Annotated in this window: 19 protein-coding genes and 2 riboswitches; of the genes, 8 read left to right on the top strand and 11 right to left on the bottom strand. The window is 66.7% G+C overall.

Annotated features, from left to right (window positions below; all coding sequences use genetic code 11):
* Positions 1 to 7 precede the first annotated feature (7 nt).
* The 4 genes from GA0116996_RS13500 to GA0116996_RS13485 all read left to right on the top strand — a co-directional run bounded on the left by GA0116996_RS13500 (position 8) and on the right by GA0116996_RS13485 (position 4,765).
* Positions 8 to 697: a hypothetical protein gene (locus GA0116996_RS13500; protein WP_092312067.1), complete on the top strand. Its 690-nt coding sequence runs from the start codon at positions 8 to 10 to the stop codon at positions 695 to 697.
* A 140-nt stretch (positions 698 to 837) separates the two neighbouring features.
* Positions 838 to 2,445: a Re/Si-specific NAD(P)(+) transhydrogenase subunit alpha gene (locus GA0116996_RS13495; protein ID WP_092312064.1), complete on the top strand. Its 1,608-nt coding sequence runs from the start codon at positions 838 to 840 to the stop codon at positions 2,443 to 2,445.
* Between the two features lie 32 nt (positions 2,446 to 2,477).
* On the top strand, positions 2,478 to 3,896 hold the full coding sequence (pntB, locus tag GA0116996_RS13490) for a Re/Si-specific NAD(P)(+) transhydrogenase subunit beta (protein WP_092312061.1): 1,419 nt from the start codon (positions 2,478 to 2,480) through the stop codon (positions 3,894 to 3,896).
* Between the two features lie 101 nt (positions 3,897 to 3,997).
* A complete protein-coding gene (locus GA0116996_RS13485) occupies positions 3,998 to 4,765 on the top strand; it encodes a TetR/AcrR family transcriptional regulator (protein WP_244159847.1) in 768 nt (255 codons plus the stop codon).
* Positions 4,766 to 4,891: 126 nt separating this feature from the next.
* Here the strand turns inward: GA0116996_RS13485 and GA0116996_RS13480 are convergent, their stop codons facing one another.
* From GA0116996_RS13480 to GA0116996_RS13465, 4 genes are all read right to left on the bottom strand, one after another.
* On the bottom strand, positions 4,892 to 5,995 hold the full coding sequence (locus tag GA0116996_RS13480) for a hypothetical protein (protein ID WP_092312055.1): 1,104 nt from the start codon (positions 5,993 to 5,995) through the stop codon (positions 4,892 to 4,894).
* Between the two features lie 192 nt (positions 5,996 to 6,187).
* Positions 6,188 to 6,823 (bottom strand): hypothetical protein, encoded by a 636-nt coding sequence (locus GA0116996_RS13475; protein ID WP_092312052.1) that lies wholly within the window; start codon positions 6,821 to 6,823, stop codon positions 6,188 to 6,190.
* Positions 6,824 to 6,855: 32 nt separating this feature from the next.
* A complete protein-coding gene (locus tag GA0116996_RS13470; RefSeq protein WP_243419624.1) occupies positions 6,856 to 7,467 on the bottom strand; it encodes a hypothetical protein in 612 nt (203 codons plus the stop codon).
* A 528-nt stretch (positions 7,468 to 7,995) separates the two neighbouring features.
* Positions 7,996 to 9,264, bottom strand: a complete 1,269-nt coding sequence (locus GA0116996_RS13465; RefSeq protein ID WP_092312049.1) for a D-amino acid dehydrogenase — start codon at positions 9,262 to 9,264, stop codon at positions 7,996 to 7,998.
* A 57-nt stretch (positions 9,265 to 9,321) separates the two neighbouring features.
* Positions 9,322 to 9,441, bottom strand: a riboswitch (glycine riboswitch).
* A riboswitch (glycine riboswitch) is annotated at positions 9,442 to 9,540 on the bottom strand. It abuts the riboswitch before it with no gap.
* Between the two features lie 223 nt (positions 9,541 to 9,763).
* Between GA0116996_RS13465 and GA0116996_RS13460 the strand changes: the two genes are divergently transcribed.
* Genes GA0116996_RS13460 through GA0116996_RS13450 form a run of 3 tightly spaced genes read left to right on the top strand, consistent with a single transcriptional unit; the run spans position 9,764 to position 13,810 of the window.
* Entirely contained in the window at positions 9,764 to 12,040 is a 2,277-nt protein-coding gene (locus GA0116996_RS13460) for a TonB-dependent receptor (RefSeq protein WP_092312046.1), read from the top strand.
* Positions 12,041 to 12,044: 4 nt separating this feature from the next.
* Complete coding sequence (locus GA0116996_RS13455) at positions 12,045 to 13,292, top strand: sialidase family protein (RefSeq protein WP_092312043.1); 1,248 nt, start codon at positions 12,045 to 12,047, stop codon at positions 13,290 to 13,292.
* The gene (locus GA0116996_RS13450; protein WP_092312040.1) at positions 13,289 to 13,810 is read left to right on the top strand and encodes a TlpA family protein disulfide reductase; all 522 of its coding nucleotides are present in this window, start codon (positions 13,289 to 13,291) and stop codon (positions 13,808 to 13,810) included. The genes GA0116996_RS13455 and GA0116996_RS13450 overlap by 4 nt, the downstream gene beginning before the upstream one ends.
* A gap of 43 nt (positions 13,811 to 13,853) precedes the next feature.
* Here the strand turns inward: GA0116996_RS13450 and GA0116996_RS13445 are convergent, their stop codons facing one another.
* From GA0116996_RS13445 to GA0116996_RS13430, 4 genes are all read right to left on the bottom strand, one after another.
* Positions 13,854 to 14,324: a DUF3597 domain-containing protein gene (locus GA0116996_RS13445; protein WP_092312037.1), complete on the bottom strand. Its 471-nt coding sequence runs from the start codon at positions 14,322 to 14,324 to the stop codon at positions 13,854 to 13,856.
* 220 nt (positions 14,325 to 14,544) lie between these two features.
* Positions 14,545 to 15,534: a Bug family tripartite tricarboxylate transporter substrate binding protein gene (locus GA0116996_RS13440; RefSeq protein WP_092312034.1), complete on the bottom strand. Its 990-nt coding sequence runs from the start codon at positions 15,532 to 15,534 to the stop codon at positions 14,545 to 14,547.
* Positions 15,535 to 15,616: 82 nt separating this feature from the next.
* Positions 15,617 to 16,597: a tripartite tricarboxylate transporter substrate binding protein gene (locus GA0116996_RS13435; protein WP_092312031.1), complete on the bottom strand. Its 981-nt coding sequence runs from the start codon at positions 16,595 to 16,597 to the stop codon at positions 15,617 to 15,619.
* A 26-nt stretch (positions 16,598 to 16,623) separates the two neighbouring features.
* Positions 16,624 to 17,373: a GntR family transcriptional regulator gene (locus GA0116996_RS13430; RefSeq protein WP_092312028.1), complete on the bottom strand. Its 750-nt coding sequence runs from the start codon at positions 17,371 to 17,373 to the stop codon at positions 16,624 to 16,626.
* Between the two features lie 109 nt (positions 17,374 to 17,482).
* On the opposite strand from GA0116996_RS13430, the gene GA0116996_RS13425 reads away from it, so the two are divergent.
* Positions 17,483 to 18,334: an amidohydrolase family protein gene (locus GA0116996_RS13425; protein ID WP_092312317.1), complete on the top strand. Its 852-nt coding sequence runs from the start codon at positions 17,483 to 17,485 to the stop codon at positions 18,332 to 18,334.
* A 35-nt stretch (positions 18,335 to 18,369) separates the two neighbouring features.
* Here GA0116996_RS13425 and GA0116996_RS13420 read toward each other — a convergent pair whose 3' ends face one another.
* From GA0116996_RS13420 to GA0116996_RS13410, 3 genes are read right to left on the bottom strand one after another with little or no spacing between them, the layout of a single operon-like run.
* Positions 18,370 to 19,038 (bottom strand): DUF2894 domain-containing protein, encoded by a 669-nt coding sequence (locus GA0116996_RS13420; RefSeq protein ID WP_092312025.1) that lies wholly within the window; start codon positions 19,036 to 19,038, stop codon positions 18,370 to 18,372.
* The gene (locus GA0116996_RS13415; RefSeq protein WP_092312022.1) at positions 19,031 to 19,678 is read right to left on the bottom strand and encodes an OmpA family protein; all 648 of its coding nucleotides are present in this window, start codon (positions 19,676 to 19,678) and stop codon (positions 19,031 to 19,033) included. The genes GA0116996_RS13420 and GA0116996_RS13415 overlap by 8 nt, the downstream gene beginning before the upstream one ends.
* The gene (locus GA0116996_RS13410; protein ID WP_092312019.1) at positions 19,675 to 22,551 is read right to left on the bottom strand and encodes a DUF802 domain-containing protein; all 2,877 of its coding nucleotides are present in this window, start codon (positions 22,549 to 22,551) and stop codon (positions 19,675 to 19,677) included. The genes GA0116996_RS13415 and GA0116996_RS13410 overlap by 4 nt, the downstream gene beginning before the upstream one ends.
* Positions 22,552 to 22,558: the final 7 nt, after the last annotated feature.

The following is a 22,558-nucleotide window of genomic DNA, read 5'->3' as shown; positions in this document are numbered from 1 at the left end:
ATTCGTCATGGAATTCAAAGCCTACATTTATTGTCTTGCCGATCTTGTATTGATGGCGACTTCCTTGATCTATGGTTTGAAATTCTTCGGGAAGCTTAACTACCTGCTCGGGATCGAGTGGCTGGTTGTGACGTTCTCGGCGACGAATCTATTGATCAATGCCCTGACCGGAGAACACGTCTTTTATAGCATCTCGCTTTTCTGCGACGCATTCTCCAGGGCCGTCGGCGTACCCGTGATCGCGGTCGCGGGCATGATGGCCGTTACGCATCGATACAAGCCATCGATCACCGCCGATGTCATGTATGTGGTGGGAGCGTTGGCGGTAACCGTGGTGGTGTGGACAGCAGACTTTATGACTGCACCCAAGCCCTATTTCTACCTGGTGATGTGGTCTCTGTTTTCGGTGTACCTCGCTTACGTTGCCAAGCGATTGCTGAGCGTCGGAGAAAGCCTCAATGCTGTGAGTGTGATCCTGGCACTGGTATCGACGCAGGCTATTGCGAGCATCTATGACTTCTACCGTATCCCCGGCGACGACGATCAGATGATTTTTTATATATTCGCGTTGCTTTCCTGGTCTTATATGTCGGTTACGTTGTATTACGCCTATTGCGCCTTGGAGCGCGCGCAAAAGAACGAACCCGATTTAAATCCGGGTTATGCCCTTCGCGGTCTGGAGCGAACCCCGCAGTGATCGCCGGGGAAGTAGGGATGACTTTATGTTCGTCCGCCACAGGTTTTTTCTTCCGAGTGCGCAAGCTGACAAGCGCCTTTCATACAGGGATGGCACTCTGCGGTGCCCCCTGTTGAGTACCCACGTCCAGGAAATCATTGATGCAGCCTAATCCGAGTTCGGCTCCGCAGCGCATCGGCGTGCCGCGGGAAACTCTTCCCGGCGAAAAACGTGTCGCCACGGTGCCCGCTGTGGTGGAAAAGCTTATCAAGCTCGGCTTCAAGGTGGCGGTCGAATCCGGCGCCGGCGCAGCCGCCGACTTCAGCGACGACGCTTACCGTGCGGCTGGGGCCGAGGTCATCGACGGCGCCGCGCAGCTCTGGGCCGCGTCCGACATCGTGCTCAAGGTACGCCCGCCCAGCCGTGACGAAGTGGCGCTGATGCGCGAAGGCGGCACGCTGATCGGCTTCATCTGGCCTGCTCAGAACCCTGAGCTGATGCAGCAACTGGCCACGAAGAACGCCACGGTGCTGGCCATCGACTGCCTGCCGCGCACGCTTTCGCGCGCCCAGAAGATGGATGCGCTGACCTCCGCCGCCGGCGTCAGCGGCTACCGTGCCGTCATCGAAGCCGCCCACGCCTTCGGCAGCTACTTCAACGGCCAGATCACGGCCGCGGGGAAGGTGCCTCCGGCCAGGGTCTTTATCGCCGGAGCCGGCGTGGCGGGCCTGGCCGCCATCGGTACGGCGGCAAACCTGGGCGCCATCGTGCGTGCCAATGACACGCGCGCCGAGGTGGCCGACCAGGTCAGGTCGCTGGGCGCCGAGTTCGTCAAGGTCGACTACGACGAGGACGGCTCGGGCGGTGGCGGCTACGCCAGGGTCATGAGCGAGGGTTTCCAGGCTGCGCAGCGGCAGATGTATGCCCGGCAGGCCCAGGACGCGGACGTCATCATCACTACCGCGCTGGTCCCCGGCAAGCCAGCGCCCAAGCTCATCACCGCCGAGATGGTGCGGAGCATGAAGCCGGGCAGCGTGATCGTGGACATGGCCGCCGAGCAAGGCGGCAACTGCGAGCTGACCGTGCCTGGCGAAGCCGTGGTGTGCCATGGCGTGACCATCATCGGCTACACCGACCTGGCTTCGCGCCTGGCCAGGCAATCGTCCACGCTGTACGCGACTAATCTGCTGCGCCTGACCGAGGAACTGTGCAAGACCAGGGACGGCCAGGCGATTGTCAACATGGAGGACGACGCGATCCGCGGCCTTGCCGTAATCCAGGACGGCGCCATCACCTGGCCGGCCCCGCCGCTCAAAGCCGCTCCTGCGCCGGCGCCCAAGGCAGCGGCTGCCCCTGCGCCCGAGAAGAAAGCGGGGCACGGCCATGGCAGCAGGGCGCCCATGTCCGCCAGGGCGCTCACCCTCACCGTCGCCATCGCCGCCGTGCTGTTCTGGTGCATCGGCGCCTTTGCGCCGGCGGCTTTCCTGGGGCACTTCACGGTGTTCGTGCTGGCCTGTTTCATCGGCTACATGGTGGTGTGGAACGTCACTCCAGCGTTGCACACGCCGCTGATGAGCGTCACCAACGCCATCTCCAGCATCATCGCGATTGGCGCGCTGGTGCAGATCGCGGCGCCGGAAGTCGGCATGGACGGCAGGCCCGACGGGCTGATCCGCTGGCTGGCCTTTGCCGCGCTGGTGCTCACCGCCGTCAACATGTTCGGCGGCTTTGCCGTGACACGCCGCATGCTCGCCATGTTCCGCAAATAAGCGGCAAGTCGCATAAGGAAGGAAAGCCGGTCATGTCCCAAAGTCTCGCCACGGTGGCCTATCTCGCCGCCGCCATTCTCTTCATCCTCAGCCTGGGTGGGCTGTCCAACCCGGAAACCTCGCGCCGCGGCAACCTGCTCGGCATGGTCGGCATGGCGCTGGCCGTGCTGGCCACGGTATTCGGCCCGCGCGTCAGCCCCTCTGGAATTGCCTGGATCGTCATCGCGCTGGTCATCGGGGGCGGCATCGGCCTGTATGCCGCCAGGATCGTGAAGATGACCCAGATGCCCGAGCTGATTGCGCTCATGCACAGCCTGGTGGGCCTGGCGGCCTGCCTGGTGGGCTTTGCAAGCTATGTCGACACTTCGGTGCAGTTTCGGGGGGCGGAGAAGCATATCCACGAGGCGGAGATCTACGTCGGCATCCTGATCGGCGCGGTCACCTTCTCGGGCTCGCTGATCGCCTTCGGCAAGCTCGCCGGCCGCATCGGCGGCAAGCCGCTGCTGCTGCCTGCGCGCCACTGGCTCAACCTGATTGCGCTGCTGACGGTGGTCTGGCTCGGCCATGCGTTTCTTGGCGCTCACGATGTGAAAGCCGGCATGACGCCGCTGATCGTGATGACGGGGATTGCGCTGGTGTTCGGCGTGCACATGGTCATGGCCATCGGTGGCGCCGACATGCCGGTGGTGGTGTCCATGCTCAACAGCTACTCGGGCTGGGCTGCCGCGGCCACAGGATTCATGCTGAACAACGACCTGCTGATCGTCACCGGCGCGCTGGTAGGTTCGTCGGGCGCGATACTGTCGTACATCATGTGCAACGCGATGAACCGCAACTTCATCAGCGTGATCGCTGGCGGCTTCGGCGCAGGCGCGCCGGTCAACAAACCGGCTGGAGGGGGCGAAGCCGCCGAACCGCAAGGCGAGGTGGTGTCCGTGAGCGCCCAGGAGACCGCCGAGATGCTGCGCGAGGCCAAGCGCGTGATCATCGTCCCCGGCTACGGCATGGCCGTGGCCCAGGCCCAGCACACCGTGTGCGAGATCACCAAGGCCCTGCGCGATAAGGGCGTGGATGTACGTTTTGCCATCCACCCGGTGGCGGGCCGAATGCCGGGCCATATGAACGTGCTGCTGGCCGAAGCCAAGGTGCCCTACGACATCGTGATGGAGATGGACGAGATCAACGAGGACTTCGCCGATGCCGACGTGGCCATGGTCATCGGCGCCAATGACATCGTGAACCCCAGCGCCGCGGAGGACCCGGCCAGCCCCATCGCCGGCATGCCGGTGCTCGAAGTCTGGAAGGCCAGGCATTCGGTCGTGATGAAGCGCTCGATGGCCTCGGGCTATGCAGGCGTGGACAACCCGCTGTTCTACAAGGAGAACAACCGCATGCTGTTCGGCGATGCCAGGAAGATGCTGGATGAAGCGCTTGGTGCGCTCAAGGGATGATCAGGCGGGAAGCGGACCCGCATTGGCCGTGGGGCACGGAAGCATCAGAGTTGGCTGACACGTCCGCAGGCGTTCGACAGAGCGGACCATACATTGTTGGAGTGAGTGCCGTGAACGATCAAGGCTGCGGTTCTTCCGCTAAACGCAGGGCACGCCGCAAACAGGCACGCCCGCAAGAGTTGGTTTCTGCCGCAGTGGACTTGTTCGTCGCGCGCGGTTATTCGGCTACGCGTCTGGAAGATGTCGCTTCAGCCGCCGGCGTGTCCAAGGGCACTGTTTATCTGTACTTCGCCAGCAAGGAGGAGCTGTTCAAGGCCGTGGTGCAGCAGAACCTGTTGCCCGCGCTGGCCGAGGGCGAAGCCTTCATCGACGCGTTCGAAGGCACCACCGAGGCGCTGCTGCGCCAGATCCTGATGCGTTGGTGGGAGCTGGTCGGCGATTCACCCAGCTCAGGCCTCATCAAGCTGCTGATAGCTGAATCAGGCAATTTTCCCGATCTCGCGCGGTACTACAACGTGGAGGTGATCGAGCGTTGCGACCGGTTGATTGCACGCATCCTGGCACGCGGCGTGGCCCAAGGCGAGTTCCGCGAAGCCGACGTGGACCTGACTACGCTGGCCCTGACCGCGCCGATGCTGTTTCAGATGATGTGGAAGCATTCCTTCGGCCCGTGCGCCAACAAGGTGCTGGAGCCGAAGGCGTTCCTCACGCACGTGGTCGCGCTGTTGTTGCACGGTCTGTTGCGCAATCCTGCTACCGGTACGGTACTTCCGGTGTTGCCACTATTCACTGCGCAGCGTTGGGAGACCGTGACGGTCTTCGGCGACGGCCAGAAGGTGGTCGAGGACATGGACAAGGTCACGGCTTGATGTGGAGTGGTCCGTTTCTTTTGTGAGAGAAGGACGTGAACGGCAAGGCGGCGTAGAGTTATGCTGTTCGGTCCCGGACCTTCCGGCCTGCAGGGTCGTACCCAGCCTTGCCACCCCCGACGCGGTTTACTCAGGTACGCTCGCGGTCCGCACAAGCACTTCTGGCGCACACGCACCCTGCTTCAAGTCGAGAAGCTGGAAGAAGCAATCGGTTGCGTCGCGATTTTCGAGGTACCTGCCGAGGTTGTGATGCGCCTTGGGGCTTTGGAAGCTGACCCCCTGAAGGCGCAGCTTCGACCATGGTCGCGACATGCGATCGGCGACGTAGGCGGGCGTCGAGCCGAGGCGCGTGTCTCCCCAAAAATCGGCAGGAAAGAACAATTTGCTGGTGGCAAAGTCTTTGGTGTGGATTCCCGAGATCACGTCCACCGGACGCGTGAGCAGGGAGTCAGCCTTGTCGTTGACGTGTCCATCCCCCACTGCAGCGGCGATGGCGCCGATCTTGATCGACTGCAACTTCGCATTATCGAGCGGTGCCGGCTTCGGAACGGGAGCAAGTCCGTCGTCATACTCGGGATCAACTACGGTGGATAGCGAAACGGCAGCACCGCGCGAGAAAGTCAGGAAGCGTACATTCACGCTTTTGTTGATGCCGTTCAGGATAGGCCGCAGGCCGACATGGCCTGCCAGATTCGAATTGAGCAACGCTTTGCGCCAGAAGCTGACGCGAACTGCCCCAAGGGGGTCGGCATCGGATCCTTCCAGGCCATCCCAAAAGACTTCTACAACCTTTGTCGTGGGAGGGAGCGGGGCAAGCGCCGAGATGAACTCGCCGTAGTGAGACCGTGCGTCGGCGTAGTTCTCGTTGAATCCGTGGACCAGGATCAGAAGTGTGTCGCCATCCGCAAGCCGGCTGTTCAGGTGGGCGGTCGCCTCCCGCTCGCGCCGCACTCTCTCTGCCTCGGTGTATGGGGTGTGTCCTTCGGAATTCTGTAGGCGATCCAGACGGAATGCATACAACCCGACCGCCTCGCCAAACCGACTCAATTGCGCCGTTGCCCACGGGATCTGGGACTCGTCCAGTGGGTAGATCCACCCTTGTTGGTCGAAGGCAAAGCGCGCCGTCACGCTCGGTTCCAGCTTCGCGTAATTGGCATCAGGACGCACATGCGTGCCGGCGCAGCCTGCCAGCAACCACAAAGGGATTGCGGCAAAGAAGAATTTCCTCATTACGTACCCTCTATCTTGATAATGCGTATCCGAACGCCTGCACGTCGATGGCCTCATCGACAAGGTAGCTTTCACCTCGCAGAGGACCTCTGCTCCTGGTGGTGAAGCAAGCAACTTGTTACCGTTGCCGGGGTGGCATGCGAAACGCAAAACGGGGGCATGACGCCCCCTAGCATTCGATACCGCGCGAGGTTAGCGTGCCGTGGCGACGGCTGCTGCCGCCGGCAGCGTCGCGCTGAATTCGGGGGCTTCGCTGAGTGCCTTCTGCAGATTGCTGAGCATGTTCTCACTGGCACGATGGGCCGACAGCGCGAAGTTGCTCTTGAATTCCGAGAACTCCGCGTTGCCCTGGCCAGAGACCACCTGCTTGAACACGACCTTGCCGCTGAGATCGGTCACAGTGCAGGTAAGGTTGATCGTAAAACGGGTCGGTGGCCAGGTGAGGGCGCTATCGGACGACGAATCGGTCGAGATTTCGGGCGTCAGGATATAGGCGAGTTGTGCCTTGTCAATTGCCGCACGGTCATCCGGTGCCTTGAGCTTGGTAGCGTTGGCGAACACGTTGGACAAGGTGCTGTAGAGCGGCACCTCGAGGTCGCGGTATGGCAGGTAGCTAACCTTGTCGCCACCGCCGCCTGGCGTGGTGACTTCCTTGGCCAGTAGCGGGTCCGGGATGACGAAGCCGATGTTCTTGCCGACTTTCTTCTGCGCGGGTGTGGCGGGCGCGGACTTGTCGGTCGCGATCTGAATCGGGTGGGCACAGCCAGCCAGCGCGATCAGCGCGGCAACAGCCGCGCAGCGGCCAGCAATCGTGAACCAGGCACGCATCGTATATCTCCTTTTTGTGTCCGTTATCGGCGTTACTTCAGGGCGTCGAGGAAGGCGGGGTCGGCGTAGAGCGTGGCGAGCAGTGCTTGCACCGTGTAGCCGTACTCGGTGACGGCTTTCGGAATTGCCACGGCCGCAGCGAACGACGATTCCCATTCGCGATGGACCGACTTGACCTGGTCGTAACGCACGGTGTCGCCCTTCTTGACGATGAAACGTGCCGAGACATCACCAGAGGCGGTGACGATCGCGGGATCGATCTCGTTGCGCAGCAGCGTGCCGGAAATCACGACATCGGCGTTCGGCGACATTTTGCCGGCCATGGTCAACTCACGCGTCACGGCCTCCGAGAGGTACGCCGACCACGTGCTGCCATACGGTGACACCAGGCTGTTGGCCCGCAGCGAAATGGGGTGCTTGACGCCGGGCCCGCTCTCAGTGAACGTGCCGACGCGCGTGGGCGCCGCGCCGCTGTTTTTGAGCGTCTGGACGTTGTCGAGCGATGGAGGATAAGGTGGTGCAACGACACTGCACCCGGACAAGATGAAGCCCAGCGCGCCAAGTGCCAGGCTGATTTTGATGCGACCCACGGCGAAGACCCTTCTTATAGTCGATGTTTTTTTAGTGTCACTGGTCACAATCATCGTGCCGTGATCATTGCCGGCTGCATACCCACGCCGACCTGAAAACATTTTGCCAAAGATGCGGCCCTCTGCGTCATGCCGTCAGTACCACACCTCTCAGTTGTTGTGCCGGCTGGACACCCATCCATTGGGGGGTGTTATATGTAGCCTAGACGAACCACCGGGCATCTACTGCATATCGTGAGGGCGGCGGGCCAGTCAACGAGGGTGGAAAGCCGGTCTGAGGTGGGGAACCGGTCAGCCTTGCGGCCGCCTCGCCCGGCCCGCCAGGGAGCCAGCTTGGTTCGTGCGAACACACATGCGTTGCCCGCTACAAGCGCAACGCATGTCCACCTCACACATCCGGGCTTTCCACACCCGATCATCGGTTGGTCCGATGACGCCACCAGTATTTCTTGTCGGTACCGGGGAATCGATGAGAGATGTCGCATTTCCAGGGGCGCGCGAAGTTTGGATCCGGGCAACGGATTCAGAAATCGCGGACTCTTGAAAATGCGCGTGCGGGCTGAACTCTTTACCTCCGCGGCATCAGGCCCGCATCGGCGTCAGGGCAGCGCCAGGCACCATCGCCGCAGCGCTTCCCAGTGCCTGGTCTACAACCCCCGCCACCATGTCCGCCGTCACCGCGGACAAGGTCCATCCCAGGTGCCCGTGGCCGGTGTTGTAGAAGATGCAGGCCGCGCGTCCGCGCCCTACGCGCGGCAGCATGTCGGGCATCATCGGCCGCAGTCCGGCCCATGGCACCACGCTGCGCGTGCTGACGCCGGGGAAGCACTGCTGCACCCAGTCCACCAGCGGGCGGATGCGGTCGGCGCGGATATCGCGGTTGGTGCCGTTGAACTCGGCGGTGCCGGCAACGCGGAAGCGGTCGTCGCCCAGGCGGCTGGTGACCAGCTTGGTTTCGTCGTCGAGCAGGCTGACCACCGGTGCCGCGGCGCGGCTGGCTTCATCGGTCAGGTTGACCGTGATCGAATAGCCCTTGACCGGGTAGATGTTGACGCGGTCGCCCAGCCCGGCGGCCAGCGCGCGGCTGGCAGTGCCGGCGCAGATCACGGCGCCGTCGAAGGTGGAACTGGCGCTGTCGTTACCATCCTGCACGGTGATGGTGGCGCGCCGGCCGTCGGTCTTGACCGCGCGCACGTCCTGGCCATACAGGCAGCGCACGCCCAGGCGTGCGGCGGCGGCGGCCAGGCCGCTGGTGAACTTGTGGATGTCGCCGGTGGCATCGCTCTCGGTGAAGTAGCCGCCGTAGTAGGAACCCGCCAGCGTCGGCTCGATCGCGCGCATCTCCTGCGGGGTCACCGCGCGCCGCTCCAGGCCGCCTTGCGCCAGCAGCGCGGAGACCCGGCCGGCATGCTCGAAGCCGGCGCGGTCACGGTAGATGTGGAGGATGCCGGCGCGCTTCAGGTCGAAGTCGATGCCTTCCTGCGCCGCCCACGCAAACAGGTGCTCGCGCGCGGCGATGGCAAGGCGTGCGGTTTCGATGGTGTTGCGGCGGTAGTGGGGAATCGACGCGATGAACTCGGCGAACCACGACAGCTTGTGCCAGCTGGGGCGGGGATTGACCAGCAGCGGCGCATCGTTGCGCAGCATCCACTTCATCCCCTTGACGATGGTGGACCAGTGGGTCCAGACCTCGGCGTTGGAGGCGGAGAGCTGTCCGCCGTTGGCGAACGAGGTCTCCATGGCGGCATAGCGGTGCCGTTCGAACAGGGTGACGGAGAATCCGCGCCGGGCCAGCGCGTAGGCCGTGGTGACACCGGTGATGCCACCGCCGATGACAGCGATTGTCTTCATGATCTGCAGGATCCAGGAACGTCGAAGGGTAGGAGTCCGCACGCAATATGCGTGGAGGACGCCCCCTCTGTTCTGGACCTGAGAGATTCACGACGCCTCGCCGCGGGGGGCGGGCACGCTTGCTCCTTCGGTATGCCGGGCGGACGATGGCGTCCGGCATTCTTCAGAGTGCACTGACGGGTGATGCCGGTCCTTTTGCCTGAGAGTTTCCGGGGCGGTTGCTCCTTCGGCGCCGTGCGCGGCGGGCGCCGCGACAGTCTCTCCCTGCATCACGCTGGCTGGAGGCCAGTCGGGGCAATGTAGTGACAAGGCCGTGTATTGGGTATACGGGTTAACGCTGATATCGCCGGCGGTCCGCGTCGCTATGTCGCATCGGCGCGGCGGCCCTCGGCCCATAAAATGTCAGCGCTCGCTATCGTGGACGTGCGGCGGACGTGCGGGAGGTGCGCCTCATGCTCGCAGGACAGCGAGCCAGAAAAAGACGACAACAAGGTTTCCAGTGAAGAAAAATCGCATTGCGCTGGCCGTTTCGGCAGTGCTGATGGGCCCCGCCGTGGCCGCCGCGCAGGCGGTGGAGGCGCCCGCGCCGCTGCAGGAGGTGGTGGTATCGGCCAGCCCCGAACGCGGCGAGACGCCGGCGATTCCGCCCAACACGCCGTCGCCGGCCTACGGCATCCGCAGTACCCGCATGGCCGACTTCAACGTGGTCAATACGGAAGACGCCCTCAAATACGCGCCCAACCTCGCCGTGCGCAAGCGCTTTATCGGCGATATGAATTCGATCATCTCGGTGCGCAGCACCAGTTCGCGCCAGTCGGCGCGCGGGCTGGTCTATGCGGACGGCCTGCTGCTGTCCAACCTGCTGGGCTCGGACTTCAGCTTTCCGCCGCGCTGGTCGCTGGTCAATGCCGCCGAGATCGAGCGCATGGACGTGCTGTACGGCCCGTATTCGGCGCTGTATCCCGGCAATTCGCTGGGCGCGACGGTGCTGATCACCACGCGCACGCCGGAGAAGTTCGAAGGCGATGCCAGCGTGCAGTGGTTCACCCAGCGCTTCAACCTGTACGGCACCCACGATAACTTCAACGGGGTGCATGCCAACGCCTATGTGGGCGACCGCGTCGGCGCGTTCTCGTGGCTGGTCAGCGTGGACCGGCAGGACAGCAAGAGCCAGCCGCTGAGCTTCTATACCGCGTCGCGCTCGACGCGGCCCGCGGGCGCGGCCGACACGCCGGTTTCCGGCGCTTATTTGGACCAGGACCAGAGCGGGCGCGACCGCGTGGTGATGGGCGTGAACAGCGAGGGCGTCACGCACACTGTCCAGGACCAGCTCAAGCTCAAGCTCGGCTACGACATCACCAACACGCTGCAGGCCCAGTTCACCGCCGCCTACTGGCAGCAGGACCGCTCCAACACCACCGGCAGCTACCTGCGCGATGCCAATGGCAACGTCGTGTCGGGCGGACCGGTGAACATCGGCGGCTACCAGTACGTGATTCCGGCCAACGCCTTTGCGCCCGGCAATGGCGAGGATGCGCGCTGGCTCTACGGCCTGTCGCTGCGCACGCGCAACCAGACCGGCTGGAATTTTTCCGGCGTGGCGTCGCTGTTCGATGTCAGCAAGGACGTGAGCCGCAGCGCCAATTCCGTCGGCAATGGGCCGGGCACGGTCACCTATGGCGACGGCACCGGCTGGCGCACGCTCGACCTGAAGGCCGACTACCGCCCGCAGCGCCTGCAGGGCGGGCACTGGGTCACGTTCGGCTACCACTATGACAACTACCGGCTGAGCAACACCACCTACAACACCTCGGACTGGCGCGCCGCCACCATCACCGCGTTCAACAATGCCTTCACCGGCAAGACCGAGACCCAGGCGCTCTACGCGCAGGACGCCTGGTACTTCGCCGAGGACTGGAAGCTGATCCCCGGCTTGCGCTACGAGCACTGGCGCGCCTATGACGGCAGCCGCAGCCAGCCTGGCGTGGACATCGGCTATCCGGTGCGCAGCGAATCCAACTGGTCGCCCAAGCTGGCGCTGGAGAAGGCGTTCGGGCAGGACTGGCTGGGCCGGCTGTCGCTGGGCCAGGCCTATCGCTACCCGACGGTCAGCGAGCTGTTCCAGGGCCGCATCACCGGCACGGCGCTGATCAACAACGATCCCAACCTGCGGCCGGAGCGCTCGTTCTCGAAGGACCTGACCTTCGAGCGCACGGTGGAGGCGTCGAATTTCCGGGTCTCGCTGTATGAGGACGATATCCGCGATGCGCTGGTCAGCCAGACCAACACCACGGTATTCCCCACCGTCACCAGCTTCCAGAATGTCGACCGGGTGCGCACGCGTGGCATCGAACTCGCCTATGACGGGCGCGACGTGCTGGTGCGCGGCTTCGACCTCTCGGCCAGCGGCGCCTACAACCATTCGAAGACGCTGGAGAACGCCAACAATCCGGCCTCGGTGGGCAAGTATTTCTACCGCATCCCGAAGTGGCGCGCCAACCTCGCGGGCACCTATCGCTTTACGCCGGCGTGGGCCGGCACGCTGGCGATGACCTATTCGGGCCGGCAGTACAATACGCTCGACAATTCGGACACCAACCCCGACACCTTCGGCGGCACCAGCAGCTTCCTGACCTTCGACGTCAAGGTGACCTACAAGCCCGCGCGCAATGTGCGGCTCGGGCTTGGCATCGACAACCTCACCGACCAGCGCTATTACGTCTACCACCCGTACCCGGGCCGGACGTTCTACGCCGAGGCCAAACTTTCCTTCTGAGCCAGTGAACACGCTGACCCCAACCCTGCCTGGCGCCCGCCGCGCTGTCCGCCTGCTCGCTGCCGCACTGGTCGCCTGCGCCACGCTGGCGCCGGTGGTCGCGGCCGCGCAGTCGCACGCCGGCCACGGCGGCCAGGGCGGCCAGGACAGGCCGAAAACGAGCGAGCTGGGTACCGGCGCTGCCTTCGACCGCGACGGCAAGCTGTGGATTGCCTACAAGGACGGCCAGCATGTTGCGGTGCGCGCGTCGACGGACTATGGTCGCACCTTCGGCGCGGCGCGGCGTGTCAACGCCACGCCGGAGTCCGTCGCCGCCGATCATGAAAGCCGCCCCAAGGTGGCCACCGGACCCGACGGGCAGGTCTACGTCACCTGGACCCAGCCGCTGCCCAAGCCATGGACCGGCTTTATCCGCTTTGCGCGCTCCACTGACGGCGGCCAGACCTTTGCCGAACCGCTGACGGTGCATGCCAACCGCGACCAGATCGCGCACCGCTTCGACGCCATCGCGGTGGATCCGGCCGGGCGCGTCTTTGTCAGCTGGATCGACAAGCGCGACGTGGCCGCCGCGCAGGCGCGCAAGCAGCCGTATGCCGGCGCCGCGATCTACTACGCCGTATCGGCCGACCACGGCAAGAGCTTCCAGGGCGACTACAAGATTGCCGACCAGTCGTGCGAATGCTGCCGTATCGCGCTCACGCCCACGCCCGACGGCAGGATGCTGGCGCTGTGGCGCCATGTGTTTCCGCCCAACGCGCGCGACCACGCGCTGGCGCTGCTGGGCGCCGACGGCAAGGCCACGCCGATGCAACGCGCCACCTTCGACGACTGGCGCATCGACGCCTGCCCGCACCACGGCCCCGGCGCTTCGGTGGCACCGGACGGCACGCTGCACATGGTCTGGTTCAGCGTGCGCGCAGGCAAGCCGACGGTGTCGGTGGGGCGCTGGCGCGACGGCAAGCTGCAGGCGCAACGCCCGCTCGATGACCCGCGTGCGCAGCATGCGGATATCGTCGCGCTGAACGACAACGACAGCGCGGTGGTGTGGAAGTCGTTCGACGGCCAGCAGACGCGGCTTTCGGCCATGCTGTCGCGCGATGGCGGCAAGACCTGGCAGACGCGCAAGCTGGCCGGCACTGAACGCGACTCCGACCAGCCCCACTTGCTGGAGCACGCTGGCCGCGCCTACGTGCTGTGGCGCACCGAGGCCGAAGGCTTCCAGGTCTTCGCGCTCGGCCAGGAGGGTGCATGATGCGATCGCGCCGCCAACTGCTTGCGGCCGCCGCCGCTGCCACCGTGACCGCATGCGCGCTAATGCTCGGCACCGCCAATGCCGCCGGCCAGGCCGCCGACCGCATCGCGGTGTTCGATTCCGCCAGCGCCGCGCGCATCGCCGCCAGCCAGCAGGGCAAGCCCTTCGTGCTGGTGGTGTGGTCGCTGGATTGCGTCTATTGCAAGCGCAACTTCGACGCGCTCGGCAAGCTGCGGGCGCGGCATCCGGACCTGCGCGTGGTCACGCTGGCGACCGACAGGGCCGAGGCCTCACCGCAAGTGCAACAGGTGCTCGATCGCGTCAGGCTGTCGCGCAACGCGTGGGTGTTCGGGCACGAGCCGCAAGAGCGGCTGCGCTATGCGGTCGACCCGGACTGGATGGGTGAAATGCCGCGCACCTACTTCTATCGCGCCGACGGCCAGCGCCAGGGCGTGTCTGGCGTGATCAGCGAGGGCGACTGGGCGAAGCACCTGCGCTGGGCCGGCATCGCGGGCTGAGAACGCCGCGGCGCCGGCCCGGCGCCGCCTTCCACTGCATCGCTCAGGACAGTTCCTTCGGCAGCTTGCCGCCGTTGGCGGCCAGCTCCTGCATCAGGCGCTTGTGCAGCCAAACGTTCATCGCCGCGGAATCGTTCATGTCGCCGGTGTAGTGCAGCTCGCGCGCCAGTTCCTTGCGGTGTTCCAGGCTGCTGTCGATCCCGAGCGCCTTCATCGTATCGACGATGGACGTGCGCCAGTTCAGCGTCTGTCCGCTCTGCTGCACCATTCGGTCCATGATGGCCTCGACATCGACGCCCGACAGCGGCGTGGCTTGCGCCCCGGCCGGTGTACCGGTGGTGCCCTGGACGTTGCCCGCGGGCGCCGCGCCGGTGCCGGCGGTGGGTGCAGTGCCGGCCGGCGCGCCCGCTGAAGTCGGCGTTCCGGCGGCGGGTGGGGTGGTGGTCGCGGTGGTGGTGGCCGCGGGCTTGTCCTTGCCCAGCAGCTTGTTGAGGATGTCCTTGAAGATGCTCATGGCGGGCTCCTGAAGGGTGGAACGGGGCAGCCAGCCCTTGCAGGTTCCGGGCCACCGTCGCGGCGCGTTGCTGCGGCGCCCGTAAGCCGCATCGTTTGTAAATGGTGCATGTAGCGCGTTCGGCTTCCACCCGACGGCCGCCGGGATCGGCCAAGTGCCGTGTCCTTTGCTCCGTTGCAGCCAGGAGAAGCCGTGGGGCGCCGGGAAATGGTGGCCGATATCAGTCCGGCTTGATACCGGCCCGCGCAATGATCGGCTTCCAGCGCTGCTGCTCCTGCGCGATGAAGCGCGAGAATTCCGCCGGCGTGCCGCCCACCACGATGGCCGCGTCCGCGCTCAGGCGCTCGACCGAGCTCTGGCTCTTCACGGCTTTCATGGTGGCGTCGGCCAGCTTGTCGGCGGCGGCCTGGGGCAGCGATGCCGGCGCCAGCAGGCCATACCACTGCGTCATCTCGAAGCCGGGATAGCCTTGCTCCGCTACCGTGGGCACATCGGGCAACTGCGCGATGCGCTGGGTGGTGCCGGTGGCGATGCAGCGCACCTTGCCGGCCTTGATGAACTGGAGGATGGCGGGCGCGCCGACCGCGGCGGCGTCCAGCCGGCCGGACAGCAGGTCGGTGATCTGCGGGCCGCTGCCGCGGTATGGCACGTGGGTGATGAAGGTGCCGGTGGCGGCCTTCAGGTATTCGAAGGCCAGGTGGCCGGCACTGCCGTTGCCGGCCGAACCATAGTTGAGCTTGCCGGGCTTGCTCTTGGCGAGCGCCACGAATTCCTTCAGGTTCTTCGCGGGCACGTCGGGATGGACCACGTACAGGCTCGGCACCTTGGACAGCAGCGAGATCGCGCGGAAGTCCTTGACCGGGTCGTACGGCAGCTTCGGGAAGATAAACGGATTGACCGCCAGCGTGCCGATATGGCCGAGGATCAGCGTGTGGTTGTCATCGGCGCGCGCGACTTCGCCCATCGCGATATTGCCGGCGGCACCCGGCTTGTTCTCAACGAATACGGACACGCCGAGCAGCTTGGTCAGCTCCGCCGCGGTCGAGCGCGCGACGATCTCCGAGCTGCCGCCAGGCGCGAACGGTACTACCAGCCGGACCGGCTTGGCGGGCCAGGCCTGGGCGCGCGCGAGCGTGGGCGCCAGCGCGCACGCGCCCAGCGCGGCGCTGGCCTTGAGCAGTTGGCGGCGGAAAGGGTTGGCTGCGGTCATGCTTGTCTCCTGCGGTTTGCGATTGCGGTAGCCGCGCCGTGGCGCGGCAAGGGCGATAGGGGCGATAGGGGCGACTGGGTTGTTATTCGGGCCGGATGTTGCCGTCGCGGATCACCTTGGCCCATAGCCGTGCCTGGCCGACGATGAACTGGCGCGCTTGTGCCGGCGGTGCCGCCACGACTTCGCCACCAAGCTCGGCCACGCGCTGCCGGATCTCGGCGCTGGTCATGACCTTCTGCAGTGCGTCGGCAAGCTTCGCCGCGACCGGCTCCGGTGTCGCGGCGGGGATGAAGGCCGCGTTCCATTCATAGACCTCGTAGCTGGCCACGCCGGCTTCCTGCATGGTCGGCACCGCCGGCAGCGCGGGGGTGCGCGACGGGCTGGTCACGGCCAGCGGCTTGAGCTTGCCGGCCTGGATGTGCTGCAGGCTCGAGGCGACGTTGGCAAAGAACAGCGGCACCTGTCCGGCAATGACATCGGTCATGGCCGGGCCGCCGCCCTTGTAGGGCACGTGCAGCAGGTCGACGCCGGCGCGCTGCTCGAACAGCACGCCGGCCAGATGCTGCGCCGAGCCGTTGCCCGAAGACGCAAAGGCCACCGAGCCCGGCTTCTGCCTGGCCATGGCCACCACTTCGCTGACCTTGCCCGCCGGAAAGCTGGCGGTGGCGACCAGCACATTGGGATAGCGCGCCAGCACCCCGAGCGGCCGGAACGCCTTGTCCGGATCGTAGGGCAGGCGCGGATAGAGGCTGGGATTGACGGCATAGGACGAGGCATCGACCATCAGTGTGTAGCCGTCGGGCGCTGCCTTGGCGACATAGGCCGCGCCGATCTGCCCGCCGGCACCCGGCCGGTTCTCGACCACCACGGTCTGCCCCAGCTCGCGCCCGAGGCCGGGCGCGATCAGCCGTGCCATCAGGTCAGCGCCGCCGCCCGGCGGGTATGTCACCACGATGGTGATGGGACGCGCCGGCCAGCCTGCGGCGCTGTCGGCGGCCTGCGCCGGCGTGGCGATGGCGATCATGGCGGTGGCCGCGGCGGCAATCGCGTGGCATGCGTGCATGGGTCTGTCTCCTTGGCAACGGTCCTTCAGCGGACATCGGCGGTATAGCGGAAGGCGAAGGCGTCGCCGCGCGTCAGGCGGTATTCGATGCAATGCCCGGCCAGGTCGAAGGCGTGTCGGGTCACTACCGCGCAGGGATGCGCATCGGGCAGCGACAGCAACGCAGCCTCGTCCGTCGCCAGCGTGCGGAAGGTCACATCGTCGACGGCACGATGGACCGTGACGCCGCAGGCGCTGCCCAGCAGCGGGTAGAGCAGGTCGCCCCACTGCGCCGGCGGCAGTTGCTGCAGGGCTTCGCAGCGCGGCAGCGGCAGCCAGATCGACTCCAGCAGCCGCGGTGTCTCTTCCAGCCAGCGGCGGCGCGAGATCGCCAGCCCGCGCGCGCCGCTTGCCAGCCCGAAGCGCGCGGCCATGGCCTTGTCCAGCCGGACGGCGCGGCAAGACAGGATTTCAGAGCGGGGCACCACGGGCGCGCCGTCGGCGCCGCCGAAGCGAAAGAAACGCATCAGGCTGGCGCCGCTCAGCCCCTTGCGCACGAAGGTGCCCTTGCCCTGCACGCGCTCGAGCAGGCCTTGCTGGACCAGCACGGCGATGGCCTGGCGGATGGTGCCCAGCGCTATACCGAAGTCCTTGGCCAGCGCCCCTTCGGCCGGGATGGCACTGCCCGGGGTCCAGGCCCCGGAAACGATCCTGTCCTGCAGTGCCGCCGCGATCTGGCCGTATCGGCTCAGTCCCGCGGTGGCGGTGGTGGTCTGGAGCGGTGCGTTGTCTGGCATGCCGAAGCCGTGCTAAATTGATTGAATGCTTATGTCCTCTAGAGGACTAGAATACTGACGCGGGTCTGGATGCCATATCCGGATATACCCGCCCCACGGAGGCTTGATGATGAGCAGGCGCGCTTCGCCGCTGGTGGATACCCATTTCCACGTCTTCGATACCGGCGTGGCCACGGCTTCGGTGCGCTACCGGCCGGCCTATGCCGCCGGCCTGGACGAATGGCAGGCAACGCTCGGCGGCCTGGGCGACCTGTATGGGGTGGTGGTGCAGACCAGTTTCCTGGGCACTGACAACTCAGCGCTGCTGGCAGCGCTGCAGGCTCGGCCCGAGCGCCTGCGCGGCGTGGCAGTGGTCGAGCCATCGGTGACCGATCCGCAGCTGGAAACGCTGCAGGCCGCCGGCGTGCGTGGGATCCGCCTCAACCTGTACGGCGATCCGGACTGGCAGCGCATTGCCACCGCACCGTGGCGCGGGCTGTTCCGCAGGATCGACGCGCTGGGCTGGCACGTCGAGCTCCATACCCGCAACGGCGACGGCGGCATGGTGCTGGCGCGCCTTGATGCCGCCCTTGGCGATGCCGGCACGCCGGTGGTGCTGGATCACTTCGGCCGCCCTGGCAGCGCGGGCATTGCCGATGCAGTCTTCGAGGTCGCCACGGCCGTGCGCGCGCGCCGCCCGGTGTGGGTGAAGATCAGCGCGCCATACCGGCTGCCATCGCCGCAAGAATTGCAGCACGACTGGACCGCGCTGGCGCAGGCATGGCGCGACATCGTAGGCGATGACCGGTTGCTGTGGGGTAGCGATTGGCCCTGGACCAACCACGAGGCGCCGGTCCGGCTGGATGAGTGCCGCGGCCTCGCCGCGTGGCAGGCGGAGTCTGGTGCGGCCTTGTCCGCGGCGCTGCGATGGCGCAACGCCGCGGCGTTATACGGGTTTGCGGTGGAGGAACCAGAGGCGTAAGGGCCGCCGGCGCTGGAGCCGCGGCCATGCTGCTATTAGCGAGCCTTGCCGCGCGTACTCTTCCTGGCGGCGGCGCGGGCCGCTTCCTTTTGCGCCGCCGCGGCCGCGCTCAACTGCTCCAGCCACGCCATGCCCTCGACATAGGACAGGAAATGCCTCAGGTATTCGGGCGAGGTCTCGCGCATCAGCGACAGCGAGCGATGCACGAGATGGTCGGTATTGAGCGGTCCGGCGTTCTCCGGCACGCGCTCCAGCGACTGGCGGAACTGCTGCTCGACGCTGACCCGGGCCCAGGTCTCGCGGAAGTAATCGGCGAGGGTGTCGACCAGCGGCGTGTCCATGGCTTGCGCCGGTGCCGGCGACGGCGGACGGGCATCGTTCGAAGCCGCCGCGATGGCGGGCCTGGCGCGCGCGGCGAGGTCGTGGACCAGTGCGCCCAGCGCGCTCACGGCTGGCGTTGGCGCCGGCTGGCAAGTGGTCTCGCCAGCGTTATCGGCGTGGTCCGGCACGATGGCGGCATAGGCGGCGACCAGTGCCTGCAGGCGCGCCTCCAGCAACGGCCGCGCGGCGCCGCCGTGTGCGGCCGCGCGGGCGGCCAGTGCCTGCATTAGCCGAAAGCGCACGGGGTCGGCGCGGTCGGCGCCGCTGGCCTGCCAGGCGTCGAGTTGCGCGCGGGCGTCGGCGGTCGCGTCGAGCTCAGCCATGCGCCTTCACCGTGCCGGTGGTCACGCGCGGCACCGGCGAGATTTCCACGCGCCGGTTCTTGGCGCGGCCGGCGGCGTCGGCATTCGGGGTGACCGGCTGTTGCGAGCCGAACGCGGCCGAGAACACCGACGACGGCGGGATGCCCGCATCGATCAGCGTGCGGGTCACGGTCAGGGCGCGCTGCGCCGACAGTTCCCAGTTGTCGGCAAAGCGCCGGTTGCCCTCGCGCACCTGCTGGTCATCGGTAAAGCCGCTGACCATCAGGATCTCGTCGCGGCTGCGCAGGTAGGCCGACAGCGGCTGGGCCAGGCTCCTGAGCAGGTCGCGGCCCTCGGGCTGCAGTTCGGCGGAATTCAGCGCGAACAGCACGCTGCCGCTGATGCCGATGCGCCCGTTTACCAGCGTCACGCGCCCGGCGGCGAGCGGGCCGGCCAGCGCCTTTTCCAGTGTCTCTCGGCGCTGGGCTTCTTCCTGGCGCTGTTTCACCTCGGCTTCCAGCCGCGCCGACAGCTCCATCTGCACGCCGATGACCCCCAGCAGCACCAGCACGAACGCGCCCAGCAGCACCGACATCAGGTCGCCGAAGACCGCCCAGGCCGGCACGGTGGGCTCAACGCCGGCGTCGAGTTCCTCTCTCATGCCGCCTCTGCGCTGGGTGCCTGCCGGGCTGCGCGCAGCTGCAGGTCTTCCAGGATCTGCTTCTGCGACAGCATGCTCAGGTCGACCACCTCGCGCGCCTGTGCCACGTAGTAGGCCAGTTGCTCGTCGCTGCGCGTCATCGACTTGTCGAGCGCGGCCTCGATGCGCTGCAGGTGGTCGATCAGCTTGCCGTTCGATTCGCTGAACAGCTGCACCGCCACGCCGAAGGCCTCGCCCAGGCTGGCCACCTCGACCGCGCTGCCGGTGACCTGCGCGGCGATATCGGTAAGCTTGCCGGTCTCGGACTCGACCTTGTCGGTGAAGCGGCTGCCGACGCGCTCGAGCAGGTCTGCGGTGGTGGCGACCAGCGTGTCGACCGCGGTGCGCTGCTCGGTGGAGGCGTGGTTGACGGCGTCAAGCAGCGTGCCCAGCGTTTCCATCATGCGGCTGCGTTCTTCCAGCATGGCGTGGTCGCGCGCCATGCCCTCGGTCAGCTTCTCGCGCAGCTGCGCAATGACTTCGGCGGCGGCGCGGGGCGCTTCGCTCGCGGCCTGCAGCAGGCGCGAGACTTCTGCGACGGTGCCGGTGGCCTGGGCCTGGGCCTGCGCCGCCATGTCGCGCGCGGTGACGGCCAGCGTTTCGCAGATCTCTTGCTGGCGCGCGGTGGCGTGCGCGCTGGACCGTTCCCATTCGCCGCGCAGCGAAGCCGCCATGGTGCCCAGCGTTTCGGTCCAGGCGGCCAGGCGTTGCGCGTCCTGCGCCACCAGTTCCGCCTGCAGGGCGGTGGCGGCCTTCGGCGCCTCGGCTGCGGCCTGGACCAGGCGGTCGATCTCGGCGAGGGTGGTGCTGGCGTGCGCCTGCGTTTCGGTCGAAATCGCGCGCGCGGTCTGTGCCAGCGCCTCGCAGACTTCCTGCTGGCGCGCGGCGGCGTGCGCGCTGGACTGCTCCCATTGCTGGCGCAGCGTCGCGGCGATGCTGCCAAGGGTCTCGGTCCAGCCGGCGAAGCGCGCTTCATCGCGCTCGGCCAGTTCTGCCTGCAGCGCGACCGCGGCCTTAGGCGCTTCCGAGGCGGCCTGTACCAGGCGGTCGATTTCCGCGAGGGTGCGGCTGGCATGCGCCTGCGTCTGCGCGGAGATCGCTTGTACGCTCTGCGCCAGCGTCGCGCTGATTTCATCCTGGCGCGCGAGCGTGTGCGCGTTCAGCTGCTGCCATTCCTGGCGCAGCGATGCCGTGATGCTGCCAAGCGTATCGGCCCATGCGGCAAAGCGCGCTTCATCGCGCGACGCCAGTTCTGCCTGCAGCGCGACGGCGGCCTTCGGCGCTTCGGCAGCGGCCTGCACCAGGCGGTCGATTTCGGCCAGCGTGCTGCTGGCATGCGCCTGCGTCTGCGCCGAGACCTCGCGCACGTTCCGCGCCAGCGTGGCGCTGATTTCGTCGTGGCGGCTGACGGTATGCGCGTTCAGTTGTTCCAGCTGCTGGCGCAGGGTGGCCGTCATGCCGCCGAGCGTGTCGGCCCAGGCCGACAGGCGCTGCGCGTCCTGCGCGGCCAGCTGTGCCTGCAGGCCGGCATGCGAGGCGTCCACGGTGCGCACCAGCGCCGCGGCGTGCTCGCTGAACGTTGCCGCGGCGGCGGCCAGCGCTTGCTGGTTGTCGCCGGCCAGCTTTTCGCCGGCCTGCTGTTGTTGCGACAGCGCCTCGCGCCAGGCTTCGGCGGTGCTGGCCGCGACCGAGTCGAAGCGGCTGGCGACACCGTCCAGCAGGCTCGCCGAGCGTTGTTCGAAGGTCTGGCTGAAGCCATCGAGCGAAGTGCGCAGGTCCGCCGCCAGCGCCTCACTGGTGCGCTGATGGCCGGCGAGCGCCTGGTGCCAGGTATCCGCGACACCGGCGGTCGCGTTCTCGAACCGGCTCGAAACGCCGTCCAGATGCTGTTGCACCGCCTGCGTGACGGTGTCGCGCAGGGCCGTGGTTTCGCGGGCCAGGCCGGCCATGGTCGCGTCCACCGCGGGCTGGATCGCGGCACCCGCGGCGCGGGCGCTGTCGGCAATGCTGTCCTTCAGCGATTGCTTCACCGATGACGCCAGGCGCGCATAGACTGTCTCGGTGTTGGCGTGGAACGCGGCCTGGCTGGCCGCCAGGCGTTCCGCCAGGGCGTCGTTCTGCTGTGCCATGGCATGCATCATGGCCTGCATCTGCTCGGCCAGCGCCGGCATTACGTCGGCCTGGCGCTGCAGCAGCCGCAAGGCTTCGTCGCGCTGGTGGCCGCGCGAGTAGCTGCGCAGCGTGGTGGCGATGCGGGCGTCGAGCGCCTGCGCGGCCTGGATGCGCTCGCGCCGGCACAGTGCCGACAGCAGGCCCAGCATGGCCGAGGTCGCCACGCCCGCGACCGAGGTGCCGAAGGCAAAGCCCAGCCCCTTGACCGGCGCCGCCAGCGAAGCGCGGATCGCCTGCAGGTCGGTGGCGCCTTCCAGCGCGATGCCGGTGCCGCGCAAGGTGGCCACCATGCCGAGGAACGTGCCGAGCATGCCCAGCAGCACCAGCAGCCCGACCAGGTAGGGCGTCAGCGCGGGGCCGGGCAGGCCGACGCGCTCGCCTTCGACGCGCAGGCGCACGCTGTCGCGCAGGCTCGGGTGCAGGCGTTCCAGCCAGCCGCCAAGGCTGGCCGGGGCTTCGGCCAGGCCGGCCAGGGCCTGCGCCAGCGTGGCGGTGGCCTGGCGGTAGCGCAGCAGTTCCAGCGCGCCGCCCACGTAGAAGCCGCCGATCAGCAGGGTGACGACCAGGGCCAGGAAATTGGTGCCGGCATAGCCCGCGCCAATCCAGCAGACGACCGCCAGGCCCGCCAGGAACGCAACAATATGGGATAAGTATCGGGTCATGATGTCC

Source organism: Cupriavidus alkaliphilus, assembly GCF_900094595.1.
Lineage (GTDB): Bacteria > Pseudomonadota > Gammaproteobacteria > Burkholderiales > Burkholderiaceae > Cupriavidus > Cupriavidus alkaliphilus.
The sequence above is the reverse complement of the archived record's forward strand: the minus strand, read 5'-3'. Positions and strand labels throughout refer to the sequence as shown.